This is a genomic window from Pseudahrensia aquimaris, from assembly GCF_042676045.1.
Lineage (GTDB): Bacteria > Pseudomonadota > Alphaproteobacteria > Rhizobiales > Rhizobiaceae > Pseudahrensia > Pseudahrensia aquimaris.
This window is the reverse complement of sequence record NZ_JBHTJV010000003.1, coordinates 468,453-488,767: the sequence shown is the minus strand read 5'-3', so window position 1 is coordinate 488,767 and position 20,315 is coordinate 468,453. Positions and strand designations below refer to the sequence as shown.

Below are 20,315 nucleotides of genomic sequence, written 5' to 3'. Positions count from 1 at the left end.
AATGCAAAAATCGCTTCGGCGCGCTTGTTCTGGTTGGGTGTGACGAAGGTTAGTCATGGCATTGGAAAATCACTGTGGAAGTAGCGACACCCGATGGAACGGTTTGGGGTTCGACGGTTCAAGTTGCCCATTGGGAGCCTTTGAACATGTTTTTCAAGGCTGGATAATGGGAGCAAGATGGCTGTGAGGCTCTGGAAGAAAGTCTTTGTCGGTTTTGTTGCGCTTATCGCTTTGATCGTGTGGGTGTATTCGATGTTAGGCGGTTTGGAATGGCGCGAGAAAGTGACTTTGACCGTCACGACACCCACGGGAGTAAAGAGCGCATATTCTGTGCATCGCGTTGGGCTGCCCAGAGCCGATTTGGTGACGGGCCGGTCTTTGAAGTATCGAAGGGGAGAAGCGATTGTCTTGGAACTGCCGGACAGTTCGGGGCCGCGTTATCTGTTTGCTTTGCTGGATGTTCGGTGGCGGGCACTACACATCTATAAAGATGATTTGGAGAAGTCTTCCGATATTTCGGGTCTAACCAAGTCGGCGCCGCGTGTGATGCCGCGAGAATATTATCCAATTCTGGTCACGTTCGATGACATCACCAAGCCTGAGACCGTGAAGCCGGTGGACCCGAACAATCTGGCCGCCACGTTTGGCGAAGGCTACGCGCTCAAATCCGTCACGCTGGAGATCACCAACGAGCGTGTGACCGAAGGGCGGGTGGAAGAGGTGTTGGGTTGGTGGCCAAGTTTTCGGGGTGGGCCGTACAATAGCATGAAATCACTGAAACTTCCGAACGATAGCCCACGTGGGTGGAAGCATTTATCACCTTTGTCCTTTTGGTCGCTTGATCGCGTCAAAAAATTTAATGAGACTTCTAAATGACTATTTCTAAAGACTTGCTTCTAGCCCTTTTGTCCATGGATTCTTATAACCGTGGATACGGAGCAGGCATTTCTGGTTTGGACGATAGTTCGGACGGCTCAGTGAAAATTGGTGACGCGACTATTTCCAAAAATATTGAGGATGCAAGCTTATCTGCTGAGGCCCAAGCCGCCGGTTTCTACGCCATCGCCTATGAGACTGAAGACTACGGCACTTTCATCGCATATTGCGGGACGGATGTTGACTTCACGGGTGCTGAACTCTCGCGGACGGGGTCATGATGGAATCTTTGCGCTATTTTTTGAAGCAAAGCAGGTGTTTGTTTTTGCTGGTCGCTCTTGTTGGACCACTGTTGTCGCCCAGTCATGCACAAGAGACCGCATTGGAGGAACTCTCTGATGGTCGGGTAGTTCTGACGATCATGGGGCATCGAATGGCGTTTGAAAAAACGGACTCGGTGGCGTTTACACAATATCCTGCGGGAGTTCGTGTAGTAGATGCCTTTGAACTGAGGCATGAGAAAAGAAAGATACCCACGAATGCGGTGCATTTTACCTTACAACAAGTTTTGAAAAATGAGGCTCTGCTTCAACGGGAATTGTCGAAGGTCGACCTAAACCGGCGTTTTTTGGTTTGGGCATACAATCAGAATGAGCCCGCAAATGACGCGTCGCTGCCAGAAAAATTATTTGGTGTGACGCGTCAAGATTTGCCAACGAGTTTTGTATTTCGAAAGGCGTTTATCCCAGAGGAAAGCAGGTATTCGTTTCTTATTCAAATCGTTCCTCCAGTCGAATACCAAGAGCGTTATATAGAAAAGCCGAAAAATCGAAGTTACGAGTGGATGATTGGGCTTTATCGTTTACAAAGATTTATGCCAGACTTCGAGGGTTTTAAAGTTTTTAAGTCTGAGGATATAATAGAAAGACTGAATAGGGGTGAAGATCTCGGTCAACACAAAAGCCACGCTGAAGTTTTGGCAATGGATGCTCAAAATCCCCGCAATAGAACGGGGCGTGACTTGTATCTTAGCGTCAGCCACAACTGGATGAAAGGAGGTCGAGAAGCAATAAAATTCGGTGATGCACCTTTGAAAATTCCCATCGTTTGGCGTTCGCAGTTCTCAATCGAGAAATATGACGACGACTGGATGGTGCCACTTGTTGCTGTCCAAACTGCCGTGGACAATATCTTCCTCGATCACAATCTTTACGGTGAAGGGCGGCGTCCATGAGTTACGTTTTCACAGGTGATGAACTGGACGCAGCTTAGTGGCGGCCACTATTAGCAGATCAAACGAGGCGCGACACCTCGGAACGGAGTTGAGGAATTATGAGGGTGACCATCGGGCGCCTGGGAAAGCGATCACGAAATATCTGGAAGAGTGCGTCGCCCAAAAAGAGGAGTATAGGGATGGCAAATACCATTCGTTTGGAAGCTTAATTGGACATACATTGCCTCCGGAACTGTTCCCGAAAACCATGATTTTCACCAAGGGCAAGAAGCTCTACAACATGACCGATGGCTATGGGAAGGGCATCGTCACTCAGGCATTCAAGGATTGTCACAAAGCAGTGCAGCCAGAGGGAAACCAATTCATCCCGGTCACGATCTTGAACAAAGACGAAACCCCCCATGAAGGTAATTTCTATTTCTTCTGGGTTGATACCGTATGCGAAGCGTTAAACCTTGTGTCAGGCGGGGTCCATGCCATCGGTTGGTATCCAGAAATGGATATGTCTACGGCAACGTATCAAATTAAGGCACGTTCCCCTGGCGAACCAAGCCGCCTAGCGGTTTACAGCGACCGCATTGAGGGTTTGGCGGCTTGGCAAGATCCTCGCATGCCAAGACGTATTTTCTTTTCTGATGCCTTCCTGGCCCGCCTCCGAGAGGCAAAATGTCAAGGCTGGCACGAGTCTAATTATTTCCACGAACGGCCTGATGACTGGCTGCCAGAAGATGACGGGACCACATAATGAGCCGCGGCCCAACCACGTTTAGAAATGCACAGAGCAATGCGGGATCCAACGAAATCTCAAACGTCTATGGCATTGGCACGTTGATTAGAGCAGGTGCTGTGATGGCAGGCATTGCAGGTGCGAACGACAATTCATTCAGTTGGAAGATTGTAGAGGGCGCAGGTTTAGCATGAAGTTCACAGAGAAATATTATCAGAATTATTCATGCAGAATCTCTGTATTTCGTTCAATATTACGAATAGTAATTATTATTTTACCGTTAACCTTGTCAGCGTGTTTATTCGAAGAAGTTGAAGAATTTGATCCCAGTCAATGTTTGAGCGGAGATTTTTTCCGATATCAGGTTGGAGATGCAATTTTCGACATACCAAAGTCTATCAATATTCTTGATAATTTAACCGAAGATCAAAAAGAGAAATTTTATATTAAAATGCCAGTGGAATATCAGCGATTCACCACTCACTGCCAAAGTATTGATCATGTTCCAATAAGAGTCGGAACACGGTTTCGCGACACGCCAACCCAAACGCTGTGGTTTTACTTTGGTAATCTCAATCATATACCACAGGGTAGCGTGACAATTTATGAAAAATCTGCTTTTTTGAAAACTAGGGATGGTCTTCAATTGGCAAACAATATGTTCAATATGGATGATAGAAAGATCACAATAAGTAGGCTTCCTCAAAATTTTCCAAGCCCCTCAAGAGGCGAATATTTTGACGTTATGTTTTCTCAAAATCACAAAAAACAGGTTGGTTATTGCCATGCAAGTGGTTGTAAATACATCTATTTTAGTGGTGATGGCGTAGTTTACAAGTTGAGTCCATTTTTTTTAAAACGTCTTCACGGGCGGCTTGAGCGGCCTTCTTGGAGGTCGGGGCCGCACTCGCTCTATTGGTCGCCTGAAATATTGAAGCTGTTTGAGCCGGACATTTGGCGGCTACTGTATACTGCACGAGGGTATAGAAGACGCGATTTAGAGGGCAGGGGCGATGTTGACGTTCAGTGAAGAGGAAATTGGTCGCCTGAAGGCGCTGCGCCAAGGCTTCTTTTCGGGAATGTGAGCGAAAGCCTTCCAGTTGCGCTGATATGCTTGGCAACCAAAACAGCAAGCCAACCGCACAGTCTGCTCAAGCCCCCCTCAGCCCTTCTTTCGCCACCCAGTGCTCGGTGTCATCCAGCGCCAGTTCCAGCCTATCGAACAGGGCGTTCAGCTCGTCCTCTTCGATGATCATCGGCGGGCAGATGGCTATCGTGTCGCCGATGGGGCGCAGGATTAGGTTGTGCTTTTGAAGGTGGACGGCGGTTTGGGGGCCGACGCCTTGTTTGGGGTCAAAGGCGCGTTTGGTGGCTTTGTCGGCGACCAGTTCCACGCCGCCCAAAAGGCCGGAGCTGCGCACTTCGCCCACCAGCGGATGGTCTTTGAGAGCTTCCAACCGACGCTCAAACAAAGGGGTCATGGACCGCACGCGCTCGCAGATGTTCATACGCTGGTAGATTTCGATGGCCTTCACGCCCAGCGCACAACCTAGCGGATGCCCGCCATAGGTATAGCCGTGGCCGAACGTGCCGATCTTTTCGGACTGCGATTTCAGCGCGTCCATCATGAATTCAGGGATCATCACCGCGCCCAGCGGGGCGTAGGCTGACGTCATTTGTTTGGCGACTGATATGGTGGTCGGCGTCATGCCGTGGCTCTGGCTGCCAAACCACTCGCCCGTGCGGCCAAAGCCGTTGATGACCTCATCCGAGATCAGCAAAATATCGTGCTCGTCCAAGATCGGCTGGATCGCCTCGAAATAGCCCTTCGGCGGCACGATAACGCCACCAGCGCCCATCACAGGCTCGGCGATCATGGCAGCAATCGTGTCGCCGCCCTCACGCTCGATCATGTCGCGCAGGTTTTGCGCCAGCCGCGCGACGAATTCCGCTTCGCTTTCGCCATCCTTGCCAAAACGGTAATAATGCGGGCAATCGGTGTGCAAAATGCCGTCGAACGGCAGATCGAAATCCATGTGGTTGTAGGGCAGGCCGGTCAGAGACGCCGCCATCAGCGTCACCCCGTGATAGGCCTTGATGCGCGAAATGATCTTCTTCTTTTTCGGGCGGCCCAGCGCGTTGTTGTAATACCATGCTAGCTTCACCTGCGTGTCGTTGGCTTCCGATCCGCTGGATGTATAAAAGACGTGGCTGATCGGCACAGGCGCGATTTCTTTCAGCTTTTCGGCCAGTTCAATGGCAGGCTCCGTGCCACGTCCGCTGAATTGGTGGTAATAGGGCAGCGCGCGCATCTGGGCGGTGGCCGCTTCAATCATCTCTTCGTTGTTAAAGCCAAGCCCCGTGCACCAAAGCCCGGCCATGCCCTCGATATAATCGTTGCCGTGCGTATCGCGCACATAAACGCCGTTGCCCGATTCCAGAATCAGCGGCCCCATCTGATCCAGCTTGTGCAGCGGCGAATAGGGGTGAACGACGCTTGCCAGATCGCGGGTCTGAAGATTGCTGAGCGGTGGCGTGGGGGCCATGGTGCTTTCCTTGCCGAACGGTATCGTTGTTCTGAATCTGACGCTTTAGCACCAGTTCGGCAAGCAAAAGGTTTTAGCTCAGTGCAACGGCCACGATTCGTCCAACGCGCCAATGATGGCAGAATAGCTGGCCGCAAACGCAATATAGCGTTCTCCAATATCGCCCTGTTCAGCAATCAGAAACGCGCCGCTTACTCCACACTCGTAGGCGTAGCAGAAGCCGTGCTCATCGCCAGAGCGCACACGGATGGCGAATACGGCGCGGGCATCGAGGGGAAAACGGTCGCTTGGAAAAGCGAAAAGCTGCTCGTTGCCTGAAACGGCCAGAGCAGAACGCAGAGCGGCTTCGAAACTCAAGCCTTCTTCGTGCTTCATGCTCAAGATCATTTCCAGCTCGGCAATTTCCAACCCCAGATCGACGGGGCCAATGTCGAACGGTTCGTTGTCTGTGTTCATGGAGCCCAGCCGATATTCGTCAAATGATTGCGAGTCTGCATATTCCATTTTGTTACACTTCCTCTTAACAGCCTATACTTGCCATCCCCCATTTTGTCTCCCCACTGCGAATGTGGGGCACTAAGAGCGGCAAGAATGGGGCGGAACGGAACACGGTTTGTTTTTCCCTTGTAACGGCCCTTTACCCTGCGCGCGCCATGGCCCAAATTAGCTGGTACCTAAGAGGAGGAATACATGCTCGGTTTGATGCAGGAATGGCCGTTGCTCGGCTACAAAATCATTGACTATGCGGCCGCTCAACACGGCCAGCGCGAAATCGTAACCCGTTCGGTCGAAGGTCCGATCGTACGCACCAATTACGCCAACATCCGAACCCGCGCACTAAAGGTTGCACAAGCGCTGGAACGCGATGGCTTTAAATTGGGCGACCGCATCGCCACGCTCGCGTGGAATTCTGGCCACCACATGGAATGTTGGTATGGCATCATGGGCATTGGCGCCGTGTATCACACACTGAATCCGCGCCTGTTTCCCGAGCAAATCGCATGGATTATGAACCACGCCGAAGACAAAGCGCTGTTTGTTGATCTGACGTTCCTGCCGATAGTTGAGGCGATTGCCGATAAGGTGCCGAGCCTGAAAAAGATCATCGTGCTGACCGATGAAGCCCATTTGCCAAAAGACACCAAACTGGATTTGGTGGCTTATGAAACGTGGCTTAATTCGGTCGACGGCGACTTTGCGTGGAAAGAGTTTGACGAAAACACCGCTTGCGGCATGTGCTATACGTCCGGCACAACAGGCGATCCCAAAGGCGTGGTCTATTCCCATCGCTCAAATGTGCTCCACGCGATGATCGCGTCTTTCCCAGATGCGCTTAATATGTCGTCAAACGAGACCATCATGCCGGTTGTGCCAATGTTCCACGCTAACGCCTGGGGCATAACATTCGCCGCACCGCTCAATGGCGCAACGGTGGTTAATCCTGGCCCACGTATGGATGGTGAGGCGATTTACGAATTGCTGGATACTGAAAAAGTGACATTCACCGCAGCCGTGCCAACGGTATGGCTGATGCTGCTGAACTATCTTGAAGAAACGGGCAAACAACTGCCCTATCTGAAGCGCGTGGTTATCGGCGGATCGGCGGCGCCTCGCTCGATGATTGAGAAGTTCCAGGACAACTACGATGTTGATGTCGTTCACGCTTGGGGCATGACAGAGATGAGCCCGCTTGGAACGCTCGGCTCTATCAAGCCTGAATATATGGGCCTATCTGGAAGCGAAAAACTCGATTTGCAGGAAAAACAGGGCTACGCGCCGTTTGGTGTTGAGATGAAAATCACCAACGACGAGAATGAGGAACTGCCTTGGGACGGCAAGACATTTGGCCGCCTGAAAGTGCGGGGACCAGCCATTGCCAAGGCCTATTTCGGCGGAGCAGGGGCAGAGCAATTCGATGAGGACCACTATTTTGATACTGGCGACGTGGCCCACATCAACAAGCACGGCTACATGCAAATTACCGACCGTGCGAAGGACGTAATCAAATCCGGCGGCGAGTGGATCTCGACAATCGATATTGAAAACCTTGCCGTTGGCCATCCTGATGTAGCAGAAGCTGCGGTGATCGGCATCGTGCATCCCAAGTGGGATGAGCGCCCGCTTTTGGTGATCGTGCGCAAGGAAGGCAAACAGCCTGCGCCGCAGGACATTCTGTCGTTCTTGGAGGGCAAAATTGCCAAATGGTGGATGCCCGATGATGTGGTATTCGTAGACGAAATCCCGCACACCGCGACGGGCAAAATTCAGAAAACCGAGTTGCGCAAGCAATTTGCTGACTACACTTTACCAACGGCGGTCTGAATGCGGTCCGTTAAGACAAGATAGAAGAGCGGCAGCAACTGTATGGCAACCTTTTCCCAGCGATTGGCGAAATACGAGCGACAACGTTCGCTTCCTGCCGACTGGAGCCAGAAGCTAGCCGTCTTCGCCGCTTGTTTTCTTGCCATCGTCATCGTCGGTCACCGCTTTGACACCATCAGCACGATCCCGACATTCTGGTTGCTCGGCGTTGGCTTGGCGATGGTGTTGGCGGCTATCGCACTGGGCCTGCGCGGCCTGTTTGATCTTTGGGAACGTGGCGAAGAGGGAGGCTTGAAGGCAGCCAGGGGGCTTTTGCTGGCAAGCTTGCTCATTGCCCCGTTTTTCTACACCGGCCTGAAAGCGTTCACGCTGCCACCGCTCAACGATGTTTCCACAGACCTTGACGATCCGCCCCAGTTTGAAAACGCAGTCTACGACCGCACCGAAGCGATGAACGATATTACCGATCCAACGGACGTGACCCGGCGCTTGCAGCTGAAAGCCTATCCGCGTGTTGTTGCCAGGCGCTATCCTCTTGGCGCTGGTCGCGTTTTCAGCGCGGTGGCGGAACTGGTGCGCGACCGTGACTGGACCATCCTGACCTCCGCCACATCAACGGGCGAAGCACCGATTGATGATGAAGGTTCAGCTTTGGTCGCCAAACCCACATCCGACGCAAATGGTTTGCCGTTGCGCGTCGCCACACCAAATTTCCGCCCGCCGGAAATCCGCGACGAACCAACCACAGCGATTGAGGCGCAGTCTGTATCGCCGATAGGCCGCAACGATGCAGACAGCGAAGAAGAACCGCTGGAAGAGCGTTATGTGGAGGCTGTATCGTCGTCTCTGATATTCGGGTTTCAAACCGATGTTGTTTTCCGAATCGTGGAGGAGGAGGAAGGCACATTGGTGGACATGCGCTCCGCTTCACGGTGGGGGCCGCATGATTTGGGTGCGAACGCGCAGCAAATCATTTCTTTCATGGAAGATCTCGACACCGCGCTGCAAGGTCTCAGCCAGTAATTTAAGCCGGTCTGTAGACGCTATCGATTCCCGGTGCGCCGTTGCAAGCGACAACGCCTCTCGCCACCAAATCCTCCATATGCGCCAGGACGGAAAGCCCAGCAGCACCGTGCAACTTTTTGTCAGTCGTTCGATAAATCACAGCGACCATTTCCGGGATCGTCTCTTTGCCTTTGCGTACCTGATCAAGGACGGCCTGTTCACGCATTTTGCGGTGTGCGCGCAGCGCTCGGGTGAACGAACGTGCTTGGTCCAACCGCCCACCATGGCCGGGGAAATAAACTTCTTGGTCTTGTGCCAACAGCACTTCGAGTGAGGCCATATAGTCCGCCATCGCCCCATCTGGCGGGGCAACGATGCTTGTGGCCCAAGCCATCACGTGATCGCCGGGAAACAGATAGTCGGTATCTTTCCAAGCAAAAGCCAGATGATTCGCAGTGTGCCCTGGCGTGTGCAAAGCGGTCAGCGTCCAGCCGTCGCCTTCTACCAAATCGCCGTGGGCAAGCGCGTGATCGGGTTTGAAATCCATGTCGGCGCTGGCATCCAGCGGGTTGGTTTCGCCGATGTTCAACGCCCGCGCCGCGCGGTGCGGCCCCTCGGCAAACATCGGTGCGCCCGTCTTGGCCTGCAATTCCTTGGCGAGAGGTGAGTGATCGGCGTGAGTATGCGTTACGATAATGTGGCTGACCGTGCGACCACCGATTGCGCCCAGCAGCGCATCAAAATGGCTGTCGACCAGTGGGCCGGGGTCAATCACAGCTACGCGCTCTTCTCCCAGTATATAAGTGTTCGTTCCGTGAAAGGTGAACGCGCTGGGGTTTTCGCAAACCACACGGGAAAGCCCTGGCACGAGTTCCACGGCCTCTCCATGGCGCGGATCGAATTCGGTGCGAAAATTTGGGCTGGACATGAAAAAGGCCTACGAAAGAACAAGGCGCAAAAATGCGTGGAGTGCGGCTGACTGTCTTGTTAGGAAATTGCCAAGTCAATATACATTGATGAACGTGCGAAAACTCGCGCTGTGTCTTTCGCCGCCTGTGCGGCCCAAATCAGAGGTTCTTCAATGTCGAACACACTTGCTAACGGCTCTCTTGCTCAAACCTTCATCGCCCGCGAATGGGCGAACAAAACGGCAGGGTTTTTGGTCATGGCGGTGTTGGGCTCGCTGCTGCTGACGATCGCCTCAAAAATCCAAGTTCCTTTCTTCCCTGTGCCCATGACACTGCAGACGCTTGCCGTCTTCGCCATCGGGGCAGCCTATGGCCGCAATCTGGCTGTGGCGACGGTGCTGCTCTATCTCGCACAGGGTTTCGCAGGGCTGCCTGTTTTCGCAGGCGCTGCCGCTGGGCCAGCTTACTTCATTGGCGGAACAGGCGGTTATCTGGCAGGTTTTGTTGTTGCAGCTTTCATCATCGGAACCGCAGCCGACAAAGGCTGGAGCAAAAGCGCAATCAAGATGGGCGGCGTAATTCTCGCGGCTGACGTTGTGATCTTCATGTTGGGCTTTGCTTGGTTGTCCACTTTGATCGGCGCAGAAAAAGCCTTCACCTTCGGTGTTGTGCCATTCGTTCTGGGTGATCTGGTGAAAATCGCCATCGCTGCGCTGGCTGTTTCTGCCGTCTGGAAAGTCTGGAAGCGCGCTTAATCGGCGCGCGGCCTCTCCAGAGTGAGCGACACAGACCAGAAACCGATTCCCGTGACCGGCCTTGCCTACGCGCTGGCTGAGCGGGAGCGGGCGGGCAAACCCATACGCGTGTGCATCATCGGTGCGGGTGAAATGGGCACCGACCTTGTAACCGCCATCCGCCGCATGGCGGGCGTTCGCATTGCCGTTCTGGTCGACCGGAGCCTGACCAATGCCGGTGCCGCGATGGAAATCGCTGGTTATCCGGCGGGTCACGATGTGGTCTGCGAGACAGCTGACGAAATCCAAGCGGCCTTCGATGCAGGCAAAATTCCCGTCGTTTCCGACGCGCACAACGGCCTCGCGCATCCGCTTGTCGATGTCGTGATTGACGCCACGGGCCGCCCCACCGCCGGCGCGGAATATGGCATGGCAGCTTTGGACGCTGGCAAGCACCTCGTGATGATGAACGTCGAGGCCGATGTGACCATTGGCGCTTATCTCCAAAAACGCGCCGCCGAAAAGGGATTGGTCTACACGGTCGGCGCGGGCGATGAGCCAAGCTCGGTGATGGAGCTCTATGACTTCGTTACATCGCTGGGTTATCCGGTCGTGGCTGCAGGCAAGGGCAAGAACAACGCCTTCAACATTGACGCCGTGCCGGACGATTACCGCGCTGAAGCCGAGCGGCGCAACATGAACCCGCGCATGCTGGTGGAGTTCGTGGATGGTTCCAAGACGATGGTCGAGATGACCTGCATTGCCAACGCAACCGGCCTCGTGCCGGACAAACCGGGCATGCACGGCCCCGATTGCAGCTTGGACGAATTACCCACCACGCTGTGCCCCGTCGAAGACGGCGGCGTTTTGAGCCGCAAGGGTTGCGTGGATTTCACGGTCGGCAAGGGCGTTGCCCCCGGCGTTTTCGTCATTGCCGAAATGAGCCATCCCCGCATCCGAGAGCGGATGAACGATCTGCATTTGGGGCCGGGGCCGTATTACGCCTTTTTCCGTCCCTATCATCTGACCAGCCTTGAAGTGCCGCTGTCCGCCGCCCGTGCGGTGCTCTACGGCACGTCCGACATGAAGCCGCTGGACCGACCGGTGGCAGAGGTCTGCGCTCTGGCGAAACGCGATCTCAAGGCGGGCGATACGCTCGATTCCATCGGCGAGACAAGCTACCGCTCGTGGGCCATGCGGGCGGATGAGGCGCGTGACGAAGGCGCAGTTCCTGTCGGGCTCCTCGACGGTGCGACCGTGTTGAACGACATCCCCAAAGGCGCATTGATTACGCGCCATGATGTGGGCGTGCTGAAAGACAACAAGCTCTACGAATTGCGCATGTTGCAAGACCGCGAGCTTGGCTACGAGCCCTGCGCATGAGCGAGACGTTCCCGCTCAACTATCCCCGCGATATGGTCGGCTATGGCCGAAACATCCCGAAAGTCGCATGGCCGGGCGGCGCGAAAATAGCGGTGCAGTTCGTCATCAACTACGAAGAGGGCGGCGAAAACAACATTCTCCATGGCGATGCGGCGTCCGAAGCTTTCCTGAGCGAAATCGTCGGCGCGGCTCCCTGGCCCGGCCAGCGCCACATGAACATGGAATCGATCTACGAATACGGCTCCCGCGCCGGTTTCTGGCGGCTATGGCGCATGTTCACTTCCCGCAACATGCCGGTGACGGTGTTTGGCGTCGCTACTGCTTTGGAGAAAAACGGGGAAGCGGTAGAGGCCATGAAAGAGGCGCAGTGGGAAATCGCGACCCACGGTCTGAAATGGATCGACTACAAGGATTTCTCCCGCGACAAGGAACGCGCCCACATCGAGAAAGCTGTGCGGCTGCACGAGCGCATTACCGGCGCTGCACCGGTTGGGCTGTATCAGGGGCGCACGTCGCTCAACACGCTCGACATCGCGATGGAGATGGATTGCTTCGACTGGCTGGCCGACACCTATGCCGACGATCTGCCTTATTGGGTGGACGTGCACGACAAGCATCACCTGATCGTGCCTTACACTCTGGATGCCAACGACATGCGCTTTGCCACGCCGCAGGGTTTCAACAGCGGCGATCAATTCTTTGCCTATCTGCGCGACACGTTCGATTGCCTTTTGGAAGAGGGCAGGGCAGGCGCGCCGAAGATGATGTCGGTCGGTTTGCATTGCCGTCTCGTGGGTCGCCCTGGCAGGGCGCTCGCCCTGGCGCGTTTTCTCGATCACGTTTGCGCTCATGAGGACGCGTGGGTCGCTACCCGTGGCGACATTGCGGCACACTGGCGGACGCATCATCCTGCGGCCTGATTGGTTCTTGACCGCACGCAGGAATGTGCGAGTCTCAACTCCATGAAACCGATACGATTTTCCCTGAACGGCAAGCCCGTTGAAGCCCAGTGCCGCGCCGACATGACGGTGCTGGAATGGCTGCGCGGTGAGGCCCTGTTGCGTGGCACCAAAGAGGGCTGCGCAGAAGGCGATTGCGGCGCTTGCTCGGTGTTGGTGAAGAACAGCGGCGGCAAGGCCTCGCGCTATCTGCCAACCAATTCCTGCATTCTGCTGATGGGCCAAATGCAAGGTGCGACTTTGATGACGGTGGAAGGATTGGCCGAACTCGGCGAGGCAGGCCACGCGATACAAAACGAAATGGCCATCAACGGCGCATCTCAATGCGGCTTTTGCACTCCGGGCATCGTGGTGGCGCTTGCGGGGCTTCTGGAGGCCAAGAAAGCCCCTTCGGAAAGCGAAATCCACGATGCGCTGGCGGGCAATCTGTGCCGCTGCACGGGATACCGCCCGATTGTTGAGGCCGCGCAAAAGGCCGCCAAAAGTGTGGCGCCGCGTTTGCCGTCGGCCAAGATTGCCGACAGCGATCATGAAGCGGGAAGCGACGAGTCCCGTTTCCTTCTGCCAACTGATCTGAAAAGCCTGTTGAAGCTGAAGAAGCAGCATCCCGAAGCTGTGCTGCTCGCAGGCGGAACGGACCTCGCGCTTGATGTCTCCCACGCCCGCGCGCGCTGGCCGTTGGCCATTGTAACCCGCAAAGTGGAAGAGCTGCGCGGCATCGAGAAAAGCAAAACCCACATCACATTTGGCGCAGCCGTTACTTGGGCCGAAATGCTGCCGATGGTTGAGAAACATTGGCCCAGTTTCGCCACTCTCATTCGCCGTTTCGGTTCGGTGCAGATTCGCTCAATGGGGACACTCGGCGGCAACCTTGGCACGGCAAGCCCGATCGGAGACGGCGCACCGTCGCTTCTGGCATTGGGTGCCGAGATCACGCTGGCCCGCCACGGAAAAAGCCGCACGCTTCCACTATCCGATTATTTCACAGGCTATCGAAAGACGCTGCGCCGCGAGGACGAAATCATCGAGAGTGTGAGCATTCCTTTGCCTAGAAAGGGGGAGGATTTCCGCGTCTACAAGATTTCCAAACGCTACGATCAGGATATTTCCACTGTCTGTGGCGCGTTCTGGGTATCGCGGAAAGCGGGCAAGGTCGAGCAAGCCCGCATCGCTTTCGGCGGCATGGCAGCCGTTCCGGCACGCTGCGCTTCTGCAGAGATAGCTTTGGTGGGCACCTCTCTTGATGAGCCCGCTTTCGAAGCCGCAAGCGCCGCAATAGCGGCCTCATTCACGCCAATGAGTGATATGCGCGGCACCGCCGACTACCGCGCCAAGGTCGCGGCGAACTTAGTTTGCCGCTTTGCGCAAGACCTTGAGGGCGATATCGTGGAGGTGATGGCGCTATGAACGTTCGCCCGAACCCAAAGGATCTCACCATCCGCCGTCACGTCGTCGGAAAGAGCTATCCGCACGATTCCGCCGACCGCCACGTGCGCGGGAAGGCCGTCTATATCGACGACATGCCGGACCTGCCGGGAACGCTGCACATCGCGCCCGTCCTTTCACCGGTCGCCAAAGGCGTGTTGAAAAAGATCGACGCCCGCGAGGCGCTTAAAATGCCCGGAGTCGTTCGCGTGCTCACGGCTGCCGACGTGCCGGGCCACAATGATATCGCGCCCATCCTTTCCGGCGAGCCAGTTTTCGCAGACGGCAAGGTGGCACATGTCGGGCAGATTGTGGCCGCTGTCGTCGCTACAAGTCTTGCCGAGGCTTTGCAGGCGGCTCATTCGGTCAAGCTGTCGATCAAGGAACAGACGCCCTGTTTCGATGTTGAGGAAGCCCACAAGGCGGGGAGCGTGACGCTGAAAAACCAACACCTCGTTCAGGGCGATGCGGCTGGTGCGATGAAAAAGGCATCGCGCATCTTCGAAGGCAAGTTCAGGATCGGCGGGCAGGATCATTTCTATCTCGAAGGCCAGATCGCCTACGCCATCCCCGGCGAAAACGGTGAAATGACGCTCTGGTCCTCTACCCAGCATCCGACCGAAGTGCAGCTTCATGTGGCGGAATTCCTCGGCCAGCCGGCAAACGATCTCGACGTTCAGGTTCGACGCATGGGCGGAGGCTTCGGCGGCAAGGAGAGCCAGCCAACCATCATTGCCGCCATCGCCGCGCTTGGTGCAAAGTTGACGAAAAAGCCTTGCCGTTTCCGCCTGCGCCGTGACGACGACATGGAAGCCACCGGCAAACGCCATGGCTATGTGATCAACTGGCAGGCGGGGCTGAGTGACGAAGGCCGCATCGATGCGCTGAAGGTGGAGGCCATGGCCAATGCGGGCCATGTGGCCGATCTGTCCGGCCCGGTGGTGACCCGCACGCTCACGCATCTCGACAATTGCTATCACATTCCTAACGCTGATTTTCTTGGCGTGGCGGCGAGAACCAATACCGTCTCCAACACCGCCTTTCGCGGTTTTGGCGGGCCGCAGGGCATGGTGGCTATTGAGGGCATCATTGACACGGTCGCCCGCGAAATGGGCATGGACCCAAACGAGTTGCGCGCCATCAACTATTATGGCGATACAACGGGCGATCTGACGCCTTACGATCAAAAGGTGGAGGACAACCGCATCCGTGATGTCGTCGACCGCGTGATGCAGCAAGCGGATTGGGCCAAGCGCCGCAAGGCCATCGACGCCTTCAACCGCAAAAACAAGGTGCTGAAAAAGGGGCTGGCGATGATGCCGGTCAAATTCGGCATTTCGTTCAATCTGACTGCGCTCAATCAGGCCGGATCGCTGGTTCATGTCTACAAAGACGGCTCCGTGCATCTGAACCACGGTGGTACGGAAATGGGGCAGGGGCTTTTCACCAAGGTCGCGCAAGTGGTGGCGGAAGTGTTTGGCCTGCCGCTGGAGGCGATCAAGATCACCCCGACGACCACGGGCAAAGTGCCCAACACATCCGCCACCGCAGCCTCCGCCGGGTCAGACCTCAACGGCGCGGCTGCCCGCAACGCGGCGGAGGAAATCAAGGCGCGGATGGTGGCTGTGGCGGCACAAAAGCTTGATTGCGAGAAGGCTCAAATCACGTTTGAGCGCGGCAAGGCTCATGGTCCCAATGGTTCGATGACATTTGCACAATTGGCAAACGATTGTTGGTTCCAGCGCGTCTCGCTTTCTGCTGCCGGCTTCTACAAAACGCCGAAAATTCATTGGGATGGCGAGCGGCTAAAAGGCCGTCCGTTCTTCTACTACACCTACGGCGCGGCTGTGGCCGAAGTCGTCATCGACACGCTGACGGGTGAAAATCGCTGCCTGCGGGCCGACATCGTCCAAGACTGCGGCAAGCCGCTCAATCCGGCGATTGACCTTGGGCAAATCGAAGGCGCGTTCGTGCAGGGCATGGGCTGGCTCACCTGCGAAGAATTGTGGTGGGACAAGAGCGGCAAACTGCGCACTGTTGGCCCCTCAACCTACAAAATACCCGGTTCGCGCGATGTTCCGCCGCATTTCAAAGTGTCCATCCTTGACGATGAACCCAACCGCGAGGACACGATCTTCCACTCCAAAGCCATCGGCGAGCCGCCGCTTATGTTGGCGATATCCGTTTGGCTCGCGCTGCGCGATGCAGTTTCATCGCTTTCTGGCGGTAAAATGCCGGCCAGTCTAGACACACCAGCCACGGCGGAAGCGGTGTTGTTTGCGGTTGAAGATATGAAGCGGCGCGTTGCCGCGCAGAGCTCGCAATAATCTATATCAAACGGAGTTGCAGGCTGGAAATCCTTCCCTTATAGAAGCCCTGCATCGCATATGCGGTCGCAGTGCTGGGGCGTAGCCAAGTGGTAAGGCAACGCTTTTTGGTAGCGTGTATCGTAGGTTCGACTCCTACCGCCCCAGCCAATTTTCCAACCTTTGCGATTGTGTCGCTTGGCCTTTGTCGTCGGTCGGGTTAAGTCTTGTCGATTGCTCAATCGCCCGGCGTTTTAATGGCTAAGAAAAAATCCACCCTCGACGAATTCGAACAGGCCCGCCAAAGGCGCTTGGCGCTCGAATACCATGAGTTTCCACGTCCCGGTAAACTGGAAGTGCGCCCCACCAAGCCGCTCGCCAACCCGCGTGATCTGGCCCGTGCCTATTCGCCCGGCGTGGCTGAAGCTAGCCTTGCTATCAAAGCCGATCCGATGGCCGCATCGCGCTACACTGCCAAAGGCAATCTGGTCGCCGTCATCAGCAACGGCAGCGCAGCGCTTGGTCTTGGCAATATCGGCGCACTCGCTTCCAAGCCTATCATGGAGGGCAAGGCGGTTCTGTTTAAGCAGTTCGCTCACATTGACTGTTTCGACATTGAGATTGACGAGAGCGACCCCTACAAACTAGCGGATCACATTTGTGCGTTGGGGCCGACCTTTGGTGCGATCAATCTGGAAGACATCAAAGCGCCCGATTGCTTCATCGTGGAAAAGATCTGCCGTGAGCGGATGGATATTCCGGTTTTCCATGACGACCAGCACGGAACCGCAATTGTGGTTGGCGCTGCTGCCACCAATGCGCTGCATCTGACGGGCCGTGAATTCAAAGACATCAAGGTTGTCTCGACCGGCGGCGGTGCAGCAGGGATCGCGTGCCTCAACATGCTGGTGAAGCTTGGTGTGAAGCGCGAAAACGTGTTTCTGGTTGACCTTGAAGGGCTTGTATACGAGGGGCGCGAAGCGGACATGACGCCGCAAAAGCAAGCTTTCGCCCAACCCGTTGACGCAAAGCAATTGACCGATGTAATCGGCGGCGCAGACTTGTTCCTCGGATTGTCTGGCCCTGGTGTGCTCACCCCCGCCATGATGAAGAAAATGGCGCCTAAACCCATCATCTTCGCGCTCGCCAACCCAACGCCGGAAATCATGCCAGACGAAGCGCGTAAAGCGGTTCCAGACGCTTTGGTGGCGACGGGGCGGTCGGATTATCCCAATCAGGTGAACAACGTCTTGTGCTTCCCCTTCATCTTCCGCGGCGCGCTTGACGTTGCGGCAAGCGAGATCAACGACGCCATGCAGATTGCCTGCGTGCAGGGTATCGCGGAACTGGCGCGAAAAACTTCTGCCGCCGAAACCGCTGCAGTTTATGGCGGTGAGTCGTTGAGTTTCGGCCCCGATTACCTCATCCCTAAACCGTTCGATCCGCGCCTTTTGGCTATCGTCGCCGGAGCTGTTGCGGAGGCGGCAATGAAGACGGGCGTGGCCCGCAAGCCCGTGGCCGACATTGAAGACTATCGCGCCCAGTTGGAAGCGTCCGTCTATCGCTCTTCGATGGTCATGCGGCCCGTCTTTGAAGCGTCCAATACAGAAATGCGCCGCATCGTTTTTGCTGAAGGCGAGGACGAACGGGTGCTGCGCACCGCGCACGCTATGCTGGAGGAGACAATTGATCAGCCAATCCTGGTAGGCCGCCCAGAAGTTATTCGCAGTCGATGCGAGCAGTTCGGCTTGCCCGAGGCGTTTCTGGATAACGTGAAAATCGTCAATCCAGAGCGGGACGACCGCTATCGCGAATATTGGGAAACCTATCATGCCCGTATGCGCCGCCGGGGTATTTCACCTGCGCTGGCCCAAGCGATTCTGCGCACAAATTCTACGGTGATTTCCGCCGTCATGGTGGCGCGTGATGAAGCCGACAGCATGATTTGTGGGACGTTTGGAAACTATGCTTGGCACCAGAAATATGTCGAGGAAATGCTGGATACCGACGGCCTGTCACCCGTCGGTGCATTTTCCCTGCTGATTTTGGATTCTGGCCCGTTGTTCGTGGCCGACACCCATGTTCACCCAGAACCGACGCCGGAGCAGATCACAGAAACCGTAATTGGTCTTGCCCGCCACATCCGCCGCTTTGGCATTGAGCCGAAAATCGCGCTTTGTTCGAACTCGCAATTCGGCACGTTGGAAACGGAGTCCGCAAAACGGATGCGGGCAGCGTTGGCGATTTTGGATCAGAAGAAACAAGACTTTGTCTATGAAGGCGAAATGCCTGTCGATGCCGCGCTTGACCCCGAAATCCGTGATCGCCTTATGCCCGATAGCCGAATAAAAGGCCGCGCCAATGCCTTTGTATTCTCAAATGCGGAGACGGCTGGTGGCGTGAAGAACAGCTTGAAGTCTATCGCTAACGGCACAGAGGTTGGCCCGATCCTGATGGGCATGGGCAACCGCGTTCACATCGTCACCCCGTCCATCACAACGCGAGGTCTGCTGAACGTTGCCGCATTGGCGGGCGCTCCGGTTAATTCTTACGCATAGGAAGCGCAATGGCTGTTCCCGTTGTTGAGACAGTTGAGAGCGATGTTGAACTGCCTGCCGCGGTTGATGTAGCGATCATTGGCGGCGGCATTGCAGGGCTAACCACTGCGATGGAATTGCTGGAACGTGGCCTCTCGGTTGGCGTGTTTGAAAAGGGTGTGATCGCGGGAGAGCAATCAGGCCGCAATTGGGGCTGGTGCCGCAAGATGGGACGTGATTCCCGGGAAGTGCCACTGTCCAAAATTTCGCTCGACCTGTGGGCGGCGATGGACAAGCGAATCGGCGGCGAAACCGGCTTTACCCGTTGTGGCATTGCGTATTTGTGCCAAACGCCAAAACAGATGGCGTCGCGCGAAAAGTGGCATGCTGAGCAAGCCGTGCCCAATGGGCTTTCCACGCATTTGTTCGGTGCCGCGGAGGCGAAAGAACTGGCTCCAAACTCCTCCGTCGAGTGGGCTGGCGGTCTGATCACACCTGACGATGGCCGCGCGGAGCCACAAAAGGCTGTGCCTGCCATGGCGCGTTACATTCGTGCTCAAGGTGGCCAGATTTTTCAAAACTGCGCGGTGCGGGATATTGAGAAATCAGCGGGAGCTGTAAGCGGCATTATCACAGAACGTGGCACTGTTGCTTGCAAAAACGTAGTGCTGGCAGGTGGGGCATGGTCGCGCCGCTTTGCTCACAACATCGGTGTGCGCTTGCCGCAAATCATGGTGCAGAACAACGTATTTGCTACCACGCCGGTGCGCAGCCAATTGCAGACTTCCGTAGCCGGTGGTGGCGTTGCCGTGCGCCGCCGCGCCGATGGTGGTTTCACGATTGGCGATGATACCTACAATACGGCTGACTTCCTGCCGGATTACATACGGCTGGCTGGCGCGTTTTTGCCGACGCTGCGCGACAACTGGCGCGATTTTCGGTTTCGTATTGGCCCGCGTTTTCTCGAAGAAGCAAAGCTGAAACGCCGCTGGAAACCGGACGAGGTTTCGCCTTTCGAGCAGGTGCGTGTGCTTGATCCTGCGCCGCAGAAAAAGATCAATGAAAAGTCATTTGAAACCTTGCGACGCATTCACCCAGAATTCCGCGAGGCGAAGATTTCCCATCAATGGGCAGGTGCTATCGACGTGGTGCCCGATGTTGTCCCTGTGATTTCCGATGTGTCCGCAATTCCCGGCTTCTTCATGCTCACAGGTCTTTCCGGCCACGGTTTTGGCCTTGGCCCGGGCGCGGGCAAGCTGATGGCCGAACTGTTGACGAACGAAACGCCGTGTGTGGACCCAACGCCCTTCCGGCTGGACCGTTTCTGAAAGCGGCCTTACATAGGGTTCAGAT

General features: G+C 55.8%; 17 protein-coding genes, 1 tRNA gene and 1 pseudogene. 16 read left to right on the top strand and 3 right to left on the bottom strand.

Going from position 1 to position 20,315, the window contains the following annotated elements:
• Window positions 1–177: 177 nt before the first annotated feature.
• Genes ACFQ14_RS05840 through ACFQ14_RS05815 form a run of 6 tightly spaced genes read left to right on the top strand, consistent with a single transcriptional unit; the run spans window position 178 to window position 3,867 of the window.
• Window positions 178–876, top strand: coding sequence for a hypothetical protein (locus ACFQ14_RS05840; protein WP_377211762.1), 699 nt, complete (start codon window positions 178–180; stop codon window positions 874–876).
• On the top strand, window positions 873–1,157 hold the full coding sequence (locus ACFQ14_RS05835; RefSeq protein WP_377211761.1) for a hypothetical protein: 285 nt from the start codon (window positions 873–875) through the stop codon (window positions 1,155–1,157). The genes ACFQ14_RS05840 and ACFQ14_RS05835 overlap by 4 nt, the downstream gene beginning before the upstream one ends.
• Window positions 1,154–2,110, top strand: a complete 957-nt coding sequence (locus tag ACFQ14_RS05830; RefSeq protein ID WP_377211760.1) for a hypothetical protein — start codon at window positions 1,154–1,156, stop codon at window positions 2,108–2,110. The genes ACFQ14_RS05835 and ACFQ14_RS05830 overlap by 4 nt, the downstream gene beginning before the upstream one ends.
• A gap of 37 nt (window positions 2,111–2,147) precedes the next feature.
• A complete protein-coding gene (locus ACFQ14_RS05825) occupies window positions 2,148–2,855 on the top strand; it encodes an imm11 family protein (protein WP_377211759.1) in 708 nt (235 codons plus the stop codon).
• The gene (locus tag ACFQ14_RS05820) at window positions 2,855–3,031 is read left to right on the top strand and encodes a hypothetical protein (protein WP_377211758.1); all 177 of its coding nucleotides are present in this window, start codon (window positions 2,855–2,857) and stop codon (window positions 3,029–3,031) included. The genes ACFQ14_RS05825 and ACFQ14_RS05820 overlap by 1 nt, the downstream gene beginning before the upstream one ends.
• The gene (locus tag ACFQ14_RS05815) at window positions 3,028–3,867 is read left to right on the top strand and encodes a hypothetical protein (RefSeq protein WP_377211757.1); all 840 of its coding nucleotides are present in this window, start codon (window positions 3,028–3,030) and stop codon (window positions 3,865–3,867) included. Before ACFQ14_RS05820 ends, ACFQ14_RS05815 begins: the two co-directional genes overlap by 4 nt.
• 121 nt (window positions 3,868–3,988) lie before the next feature.
• Here ACFQ14_RS05815 and ACFQ14_RS05810 read toward each other — a convergent pair whose 3' ends face one another.
• Window positions 3,989–5,383, bottom strand: coding sequence for an aminotransferase (locus ACFQ14_RS05810; RefSeq protein ID WP_377211756.1), 1,395 nt, complete (start codon window positions 5,381–5,383; stop codon window positions 3,989–3,991).
• A 78-nt stretch (window positions 5,384–5,461) separates the two neighbouring features.
• Window positions 5,462–5,887: a hypothetical protein gene (locus tag ACFQ14_RS05805; protein WP_377211755.1), complete on the bottom strand. Its 426-nt coding sequence runs from the start codon at window positions 5,885–5,887 to the stop codon at window positions 5,462–5,464.
• 186 nt (window positions 5,888–6,073) lie between these two features.
• Between ACFQ14_RS05805 and ACFQ14_RS05800 the strand changes: the two genes are divergently transcribed.
• Together ACFQ14_RS05800 and ACFQ14_RS05795 are read left to right on the top strand one after the other, a co-directional pair.
• A complete protein-coding gene (locus ACFQ14_RS05800) occupies window positions 6,074–7,705 on the top strand; it encodes a long-chain-fatty-acid--CoA ligase (protein ID WP_377211754.1) in 1,632 nt (543 codons plus the stop codon).
• A 42-nt stretch (window positions 7,706–7,747) separates the two neighbouring features.
• The gene (locus tag ACFQ14_RS05795; RefSeq protein ID WP_377211753.1) at window positions 7,748–8,728 is read left to right on the top strand and encodes a DUF1499 domain-containing protein; all 981 of its coding nucleotides are present in this window, start codon (window positions 7,748–7,750) and stop codon (window positions 8,726–8,728) included.
• A 1-nt stretch (window position 8,729) separates the two neighbouring features.
• Here the strand turns inward: ACFQ14_RS05795 and ACFQ14_RS05790 are convergent, their stop codons facing one another.
• Complete coding sequence (locus tag ACFQ14_RS05790) at window positions 8,730–9,638, bottom strand: MBL fold metallo-hydrolase (protein ID WP_377211752.1); 909 nt, start codon at window positions 9,636–9,638, stop codon at window positions 8,730–8,732.
• Between the two features lie 153 nt (window positions 9,639–9,791).
• Between ACFQ14_RS05790 and ACFQ14_RS05785 the strand changes: the two genes are divergently transcribed.
• The 8 genes and pseudogenes from ACFQ14_RS05785 to ACFQ14_RS05750 all read left to right on the top strand — a co-directional run bounded on the left by ACFQ14_RS05785 (window position 9,792) and on the right by ACFQ14_RS05750 (window position 20,290).
• On the top strand, window positions 9,792–10,373 hold the full coding sequence (locus ACFQ14_RS05785) for a biotin transporter BioY (RefSeq protein ID WP_377211751.1): 582 nt from the start codon (window positions 9,792–9,794) through the stop codon (window positions 10,371–10,373).
• A gap of 21 nt (window positions 10,374–10,394) precedes the next feature.
• Window positions 10,395–11,735 (top strand): NAD(P)H-dependent oxidoreductase, encoded by a 1,341-nt coding sequence (locus ACFQ14_RS05780; RefSeq protein WP_377211750.1) that lies wholly within the window; start codon window positions 10,395–10,397, stop codon window positions 11,733–11,735.
• A pseudogene (gene puuE, locus ACFQ14_RS05775) lies at window positions 11,732–12,646 on the top strand (allantoinase PuuE); the annotation flags it as partial. The gene ACFQ14_RS05780 and the pseudogene puuE, both read left to right, overlap by 4 nt.
• Before the next feature lie 51 nt (window positions 12,647–12,697).
• Entirely contained in the window at window positions 12,698–14,101 is a 1,404-nt protein-coding gene (gene xdhA, locus ACFQ14_RS05770) for a xanthine dehydrogenase small subunit (protein ID WP_377211749.1), read from the top strand.
• Window positions 14,098–16,446, top strand: a complete 2,349-nt coding sequence (gene xdhB, locus ACFQ14_RS05765; protein WP_377211748.1) for a xanthine dehydrogenase molybdopterin binding subunit — start codon at window positions 14,098–14,100, stop codon at window positions 16,444–16,446. The genes xdhA and xdhB overlap by 4 nt, the downstream gene beginning before the upstream one ends.
• A gap of 75 nt (window positions 16,447–16,521) precedes the next feature.
• Window positions 16,522–16,596: transfer RNA gene (locus ACFQ14_RS05760), tRNA-Gln, on the top strand.
• A gap of 86 nt (window positions 16,597–16,682) precedes the next feature.
• The gene (locus ACFQ14_RS05755) at window positions 16,683–18,983 is read left to right on the top strand and encodes an NADP-dependent malic enzyme (RefSeq protein WP_377211747.1); all 2,301 of its coding nucleotides are present in this window, start codon (window positions 16,683–16,685) and stop codon (window positions 18,981–18,983) included.
• Window positions 18,984–18,991: 8 nt separating this feature from the next.
• The gene (locus ACFQ14_RS05750; protein WP_377211746.1) at window positions 18,992–20,290 is read left to right on the top strand and encodes an NAD(P)/FAD-dependent oxidoreductase; all 1,299 of its coding nucleotides are present in this window, start codon (window positions 18,992–18,994) and stop codon (window positions 20,288–20,290) included.
• Window positions 20,291–20,315 lie beyond the last annotated feature (25 nt).

Bases quoted from the DNA above. Each gene is read 5' to 3' on its own strand.
- ACFQ14_RS05795 (WP_377211753.1), top strand. From the start codon at position 7,748: ATGGCAACCTTTTCCCAGCGATTGGCGAAATACGAGCGACAACGTTCG.
- ACFQ14_RS05810 (WP_377211756.1), bottom strand. From the start codon at position 5,383: ATGGCCCCCACGCCACCGCTCAGCAATCTTCAGACCCGCGATCTGGCA.
- ACFQ14_RS05840 (WP_377211762.1), top strand. From the start codon at position 178: ATGGCTGTGAGGCTCTGGAAGAAAGTCTTTGTCGGTTTTGTTGCGCTT.
- ACFQ14_RS05755 (WP_377211747.1), top strand. From the start codon at position 16,683: ATGGCTAAGAAAAAATCCACCCTCGACGAATTCGAACAGGCCCGCCAA.
- ACFQ14_RS05835 (WP_377211761.1), top strand. From the start codon at position 873: ATGACTATTTCTAAAGACTTGCTTCTAGCCCTTTTGTCCATGGATTCT.
- ACFQ14_RS05805 (WP_377211755.1), bottom strand. From the start codon at position 5,887: ATGGAATATGCAGACTCGCAATCATTTGACGAATATCGGCTGGGCTCC.
- xdhB (WP_377211748.1), top strand. From the start codon at position 14,098: ATGAACGTTCGCCCGAACCCAAAGGATCTCACCATCCGCCGTCACGTC.
- ACFQ14_RS05815 (WP_377211757.1), top strand. From the start codon at position 3,028: ATGAAGTTCACAGAGAAATATTATCAGAATTATTCATGCAGAATCTCT.
- ACFQ14_RS05800 (WP_377211754.1), top strand. From the start codon at position 6,074: ATGCTCGGTTTGATGCAGGAATGGCCGTTGCTCGGCTACAAAATCATT.
- ACFQ14_RS05785 (WP_377211751.1), top strand. From the start codon at position 9,792: ATGTCGAACACACTTGCTAACGGCTCTCTTGCTCAAACCTTCATCGCC.
- xdhA (WP_377211749.1), top strand. From the start codon at position 12,698: ATGAAACCGATACGATTTTCCCTGAACGGCAAGCCCGTTGAAGCCCAG.
- ACFQ14_RS05820 (WP_377211758.1), top strand. From the start codon at position 2,855: ATGAGCCGCGGCCCAACCACGTTTAGAAATGCACAGAGCAATGCGGGA.
- ACFQ14_RS05750 (WP_377211746.1), top strand. From the start codon at position 18,992: ATGGCTGTTCCCGTTGTTGAGACAGTTGAGAGCGATGTTGAACTGCCT.
- ACFQ14_RS05830 (WP_377211760.1), top strand. From the start codon at position 1,154: ATGATGGAATCTTTGCGCTATTTTTTGAAGCAAAGCAGGTGTTTGTTT.
- ACFQ14_RS05790 (WP_377211752.1), bottom strand. From the start codon at position 9,638: ATGTCCAGCCCAAATTTTCGCACCGAATTCGATCCGCGCCATGGAGAG.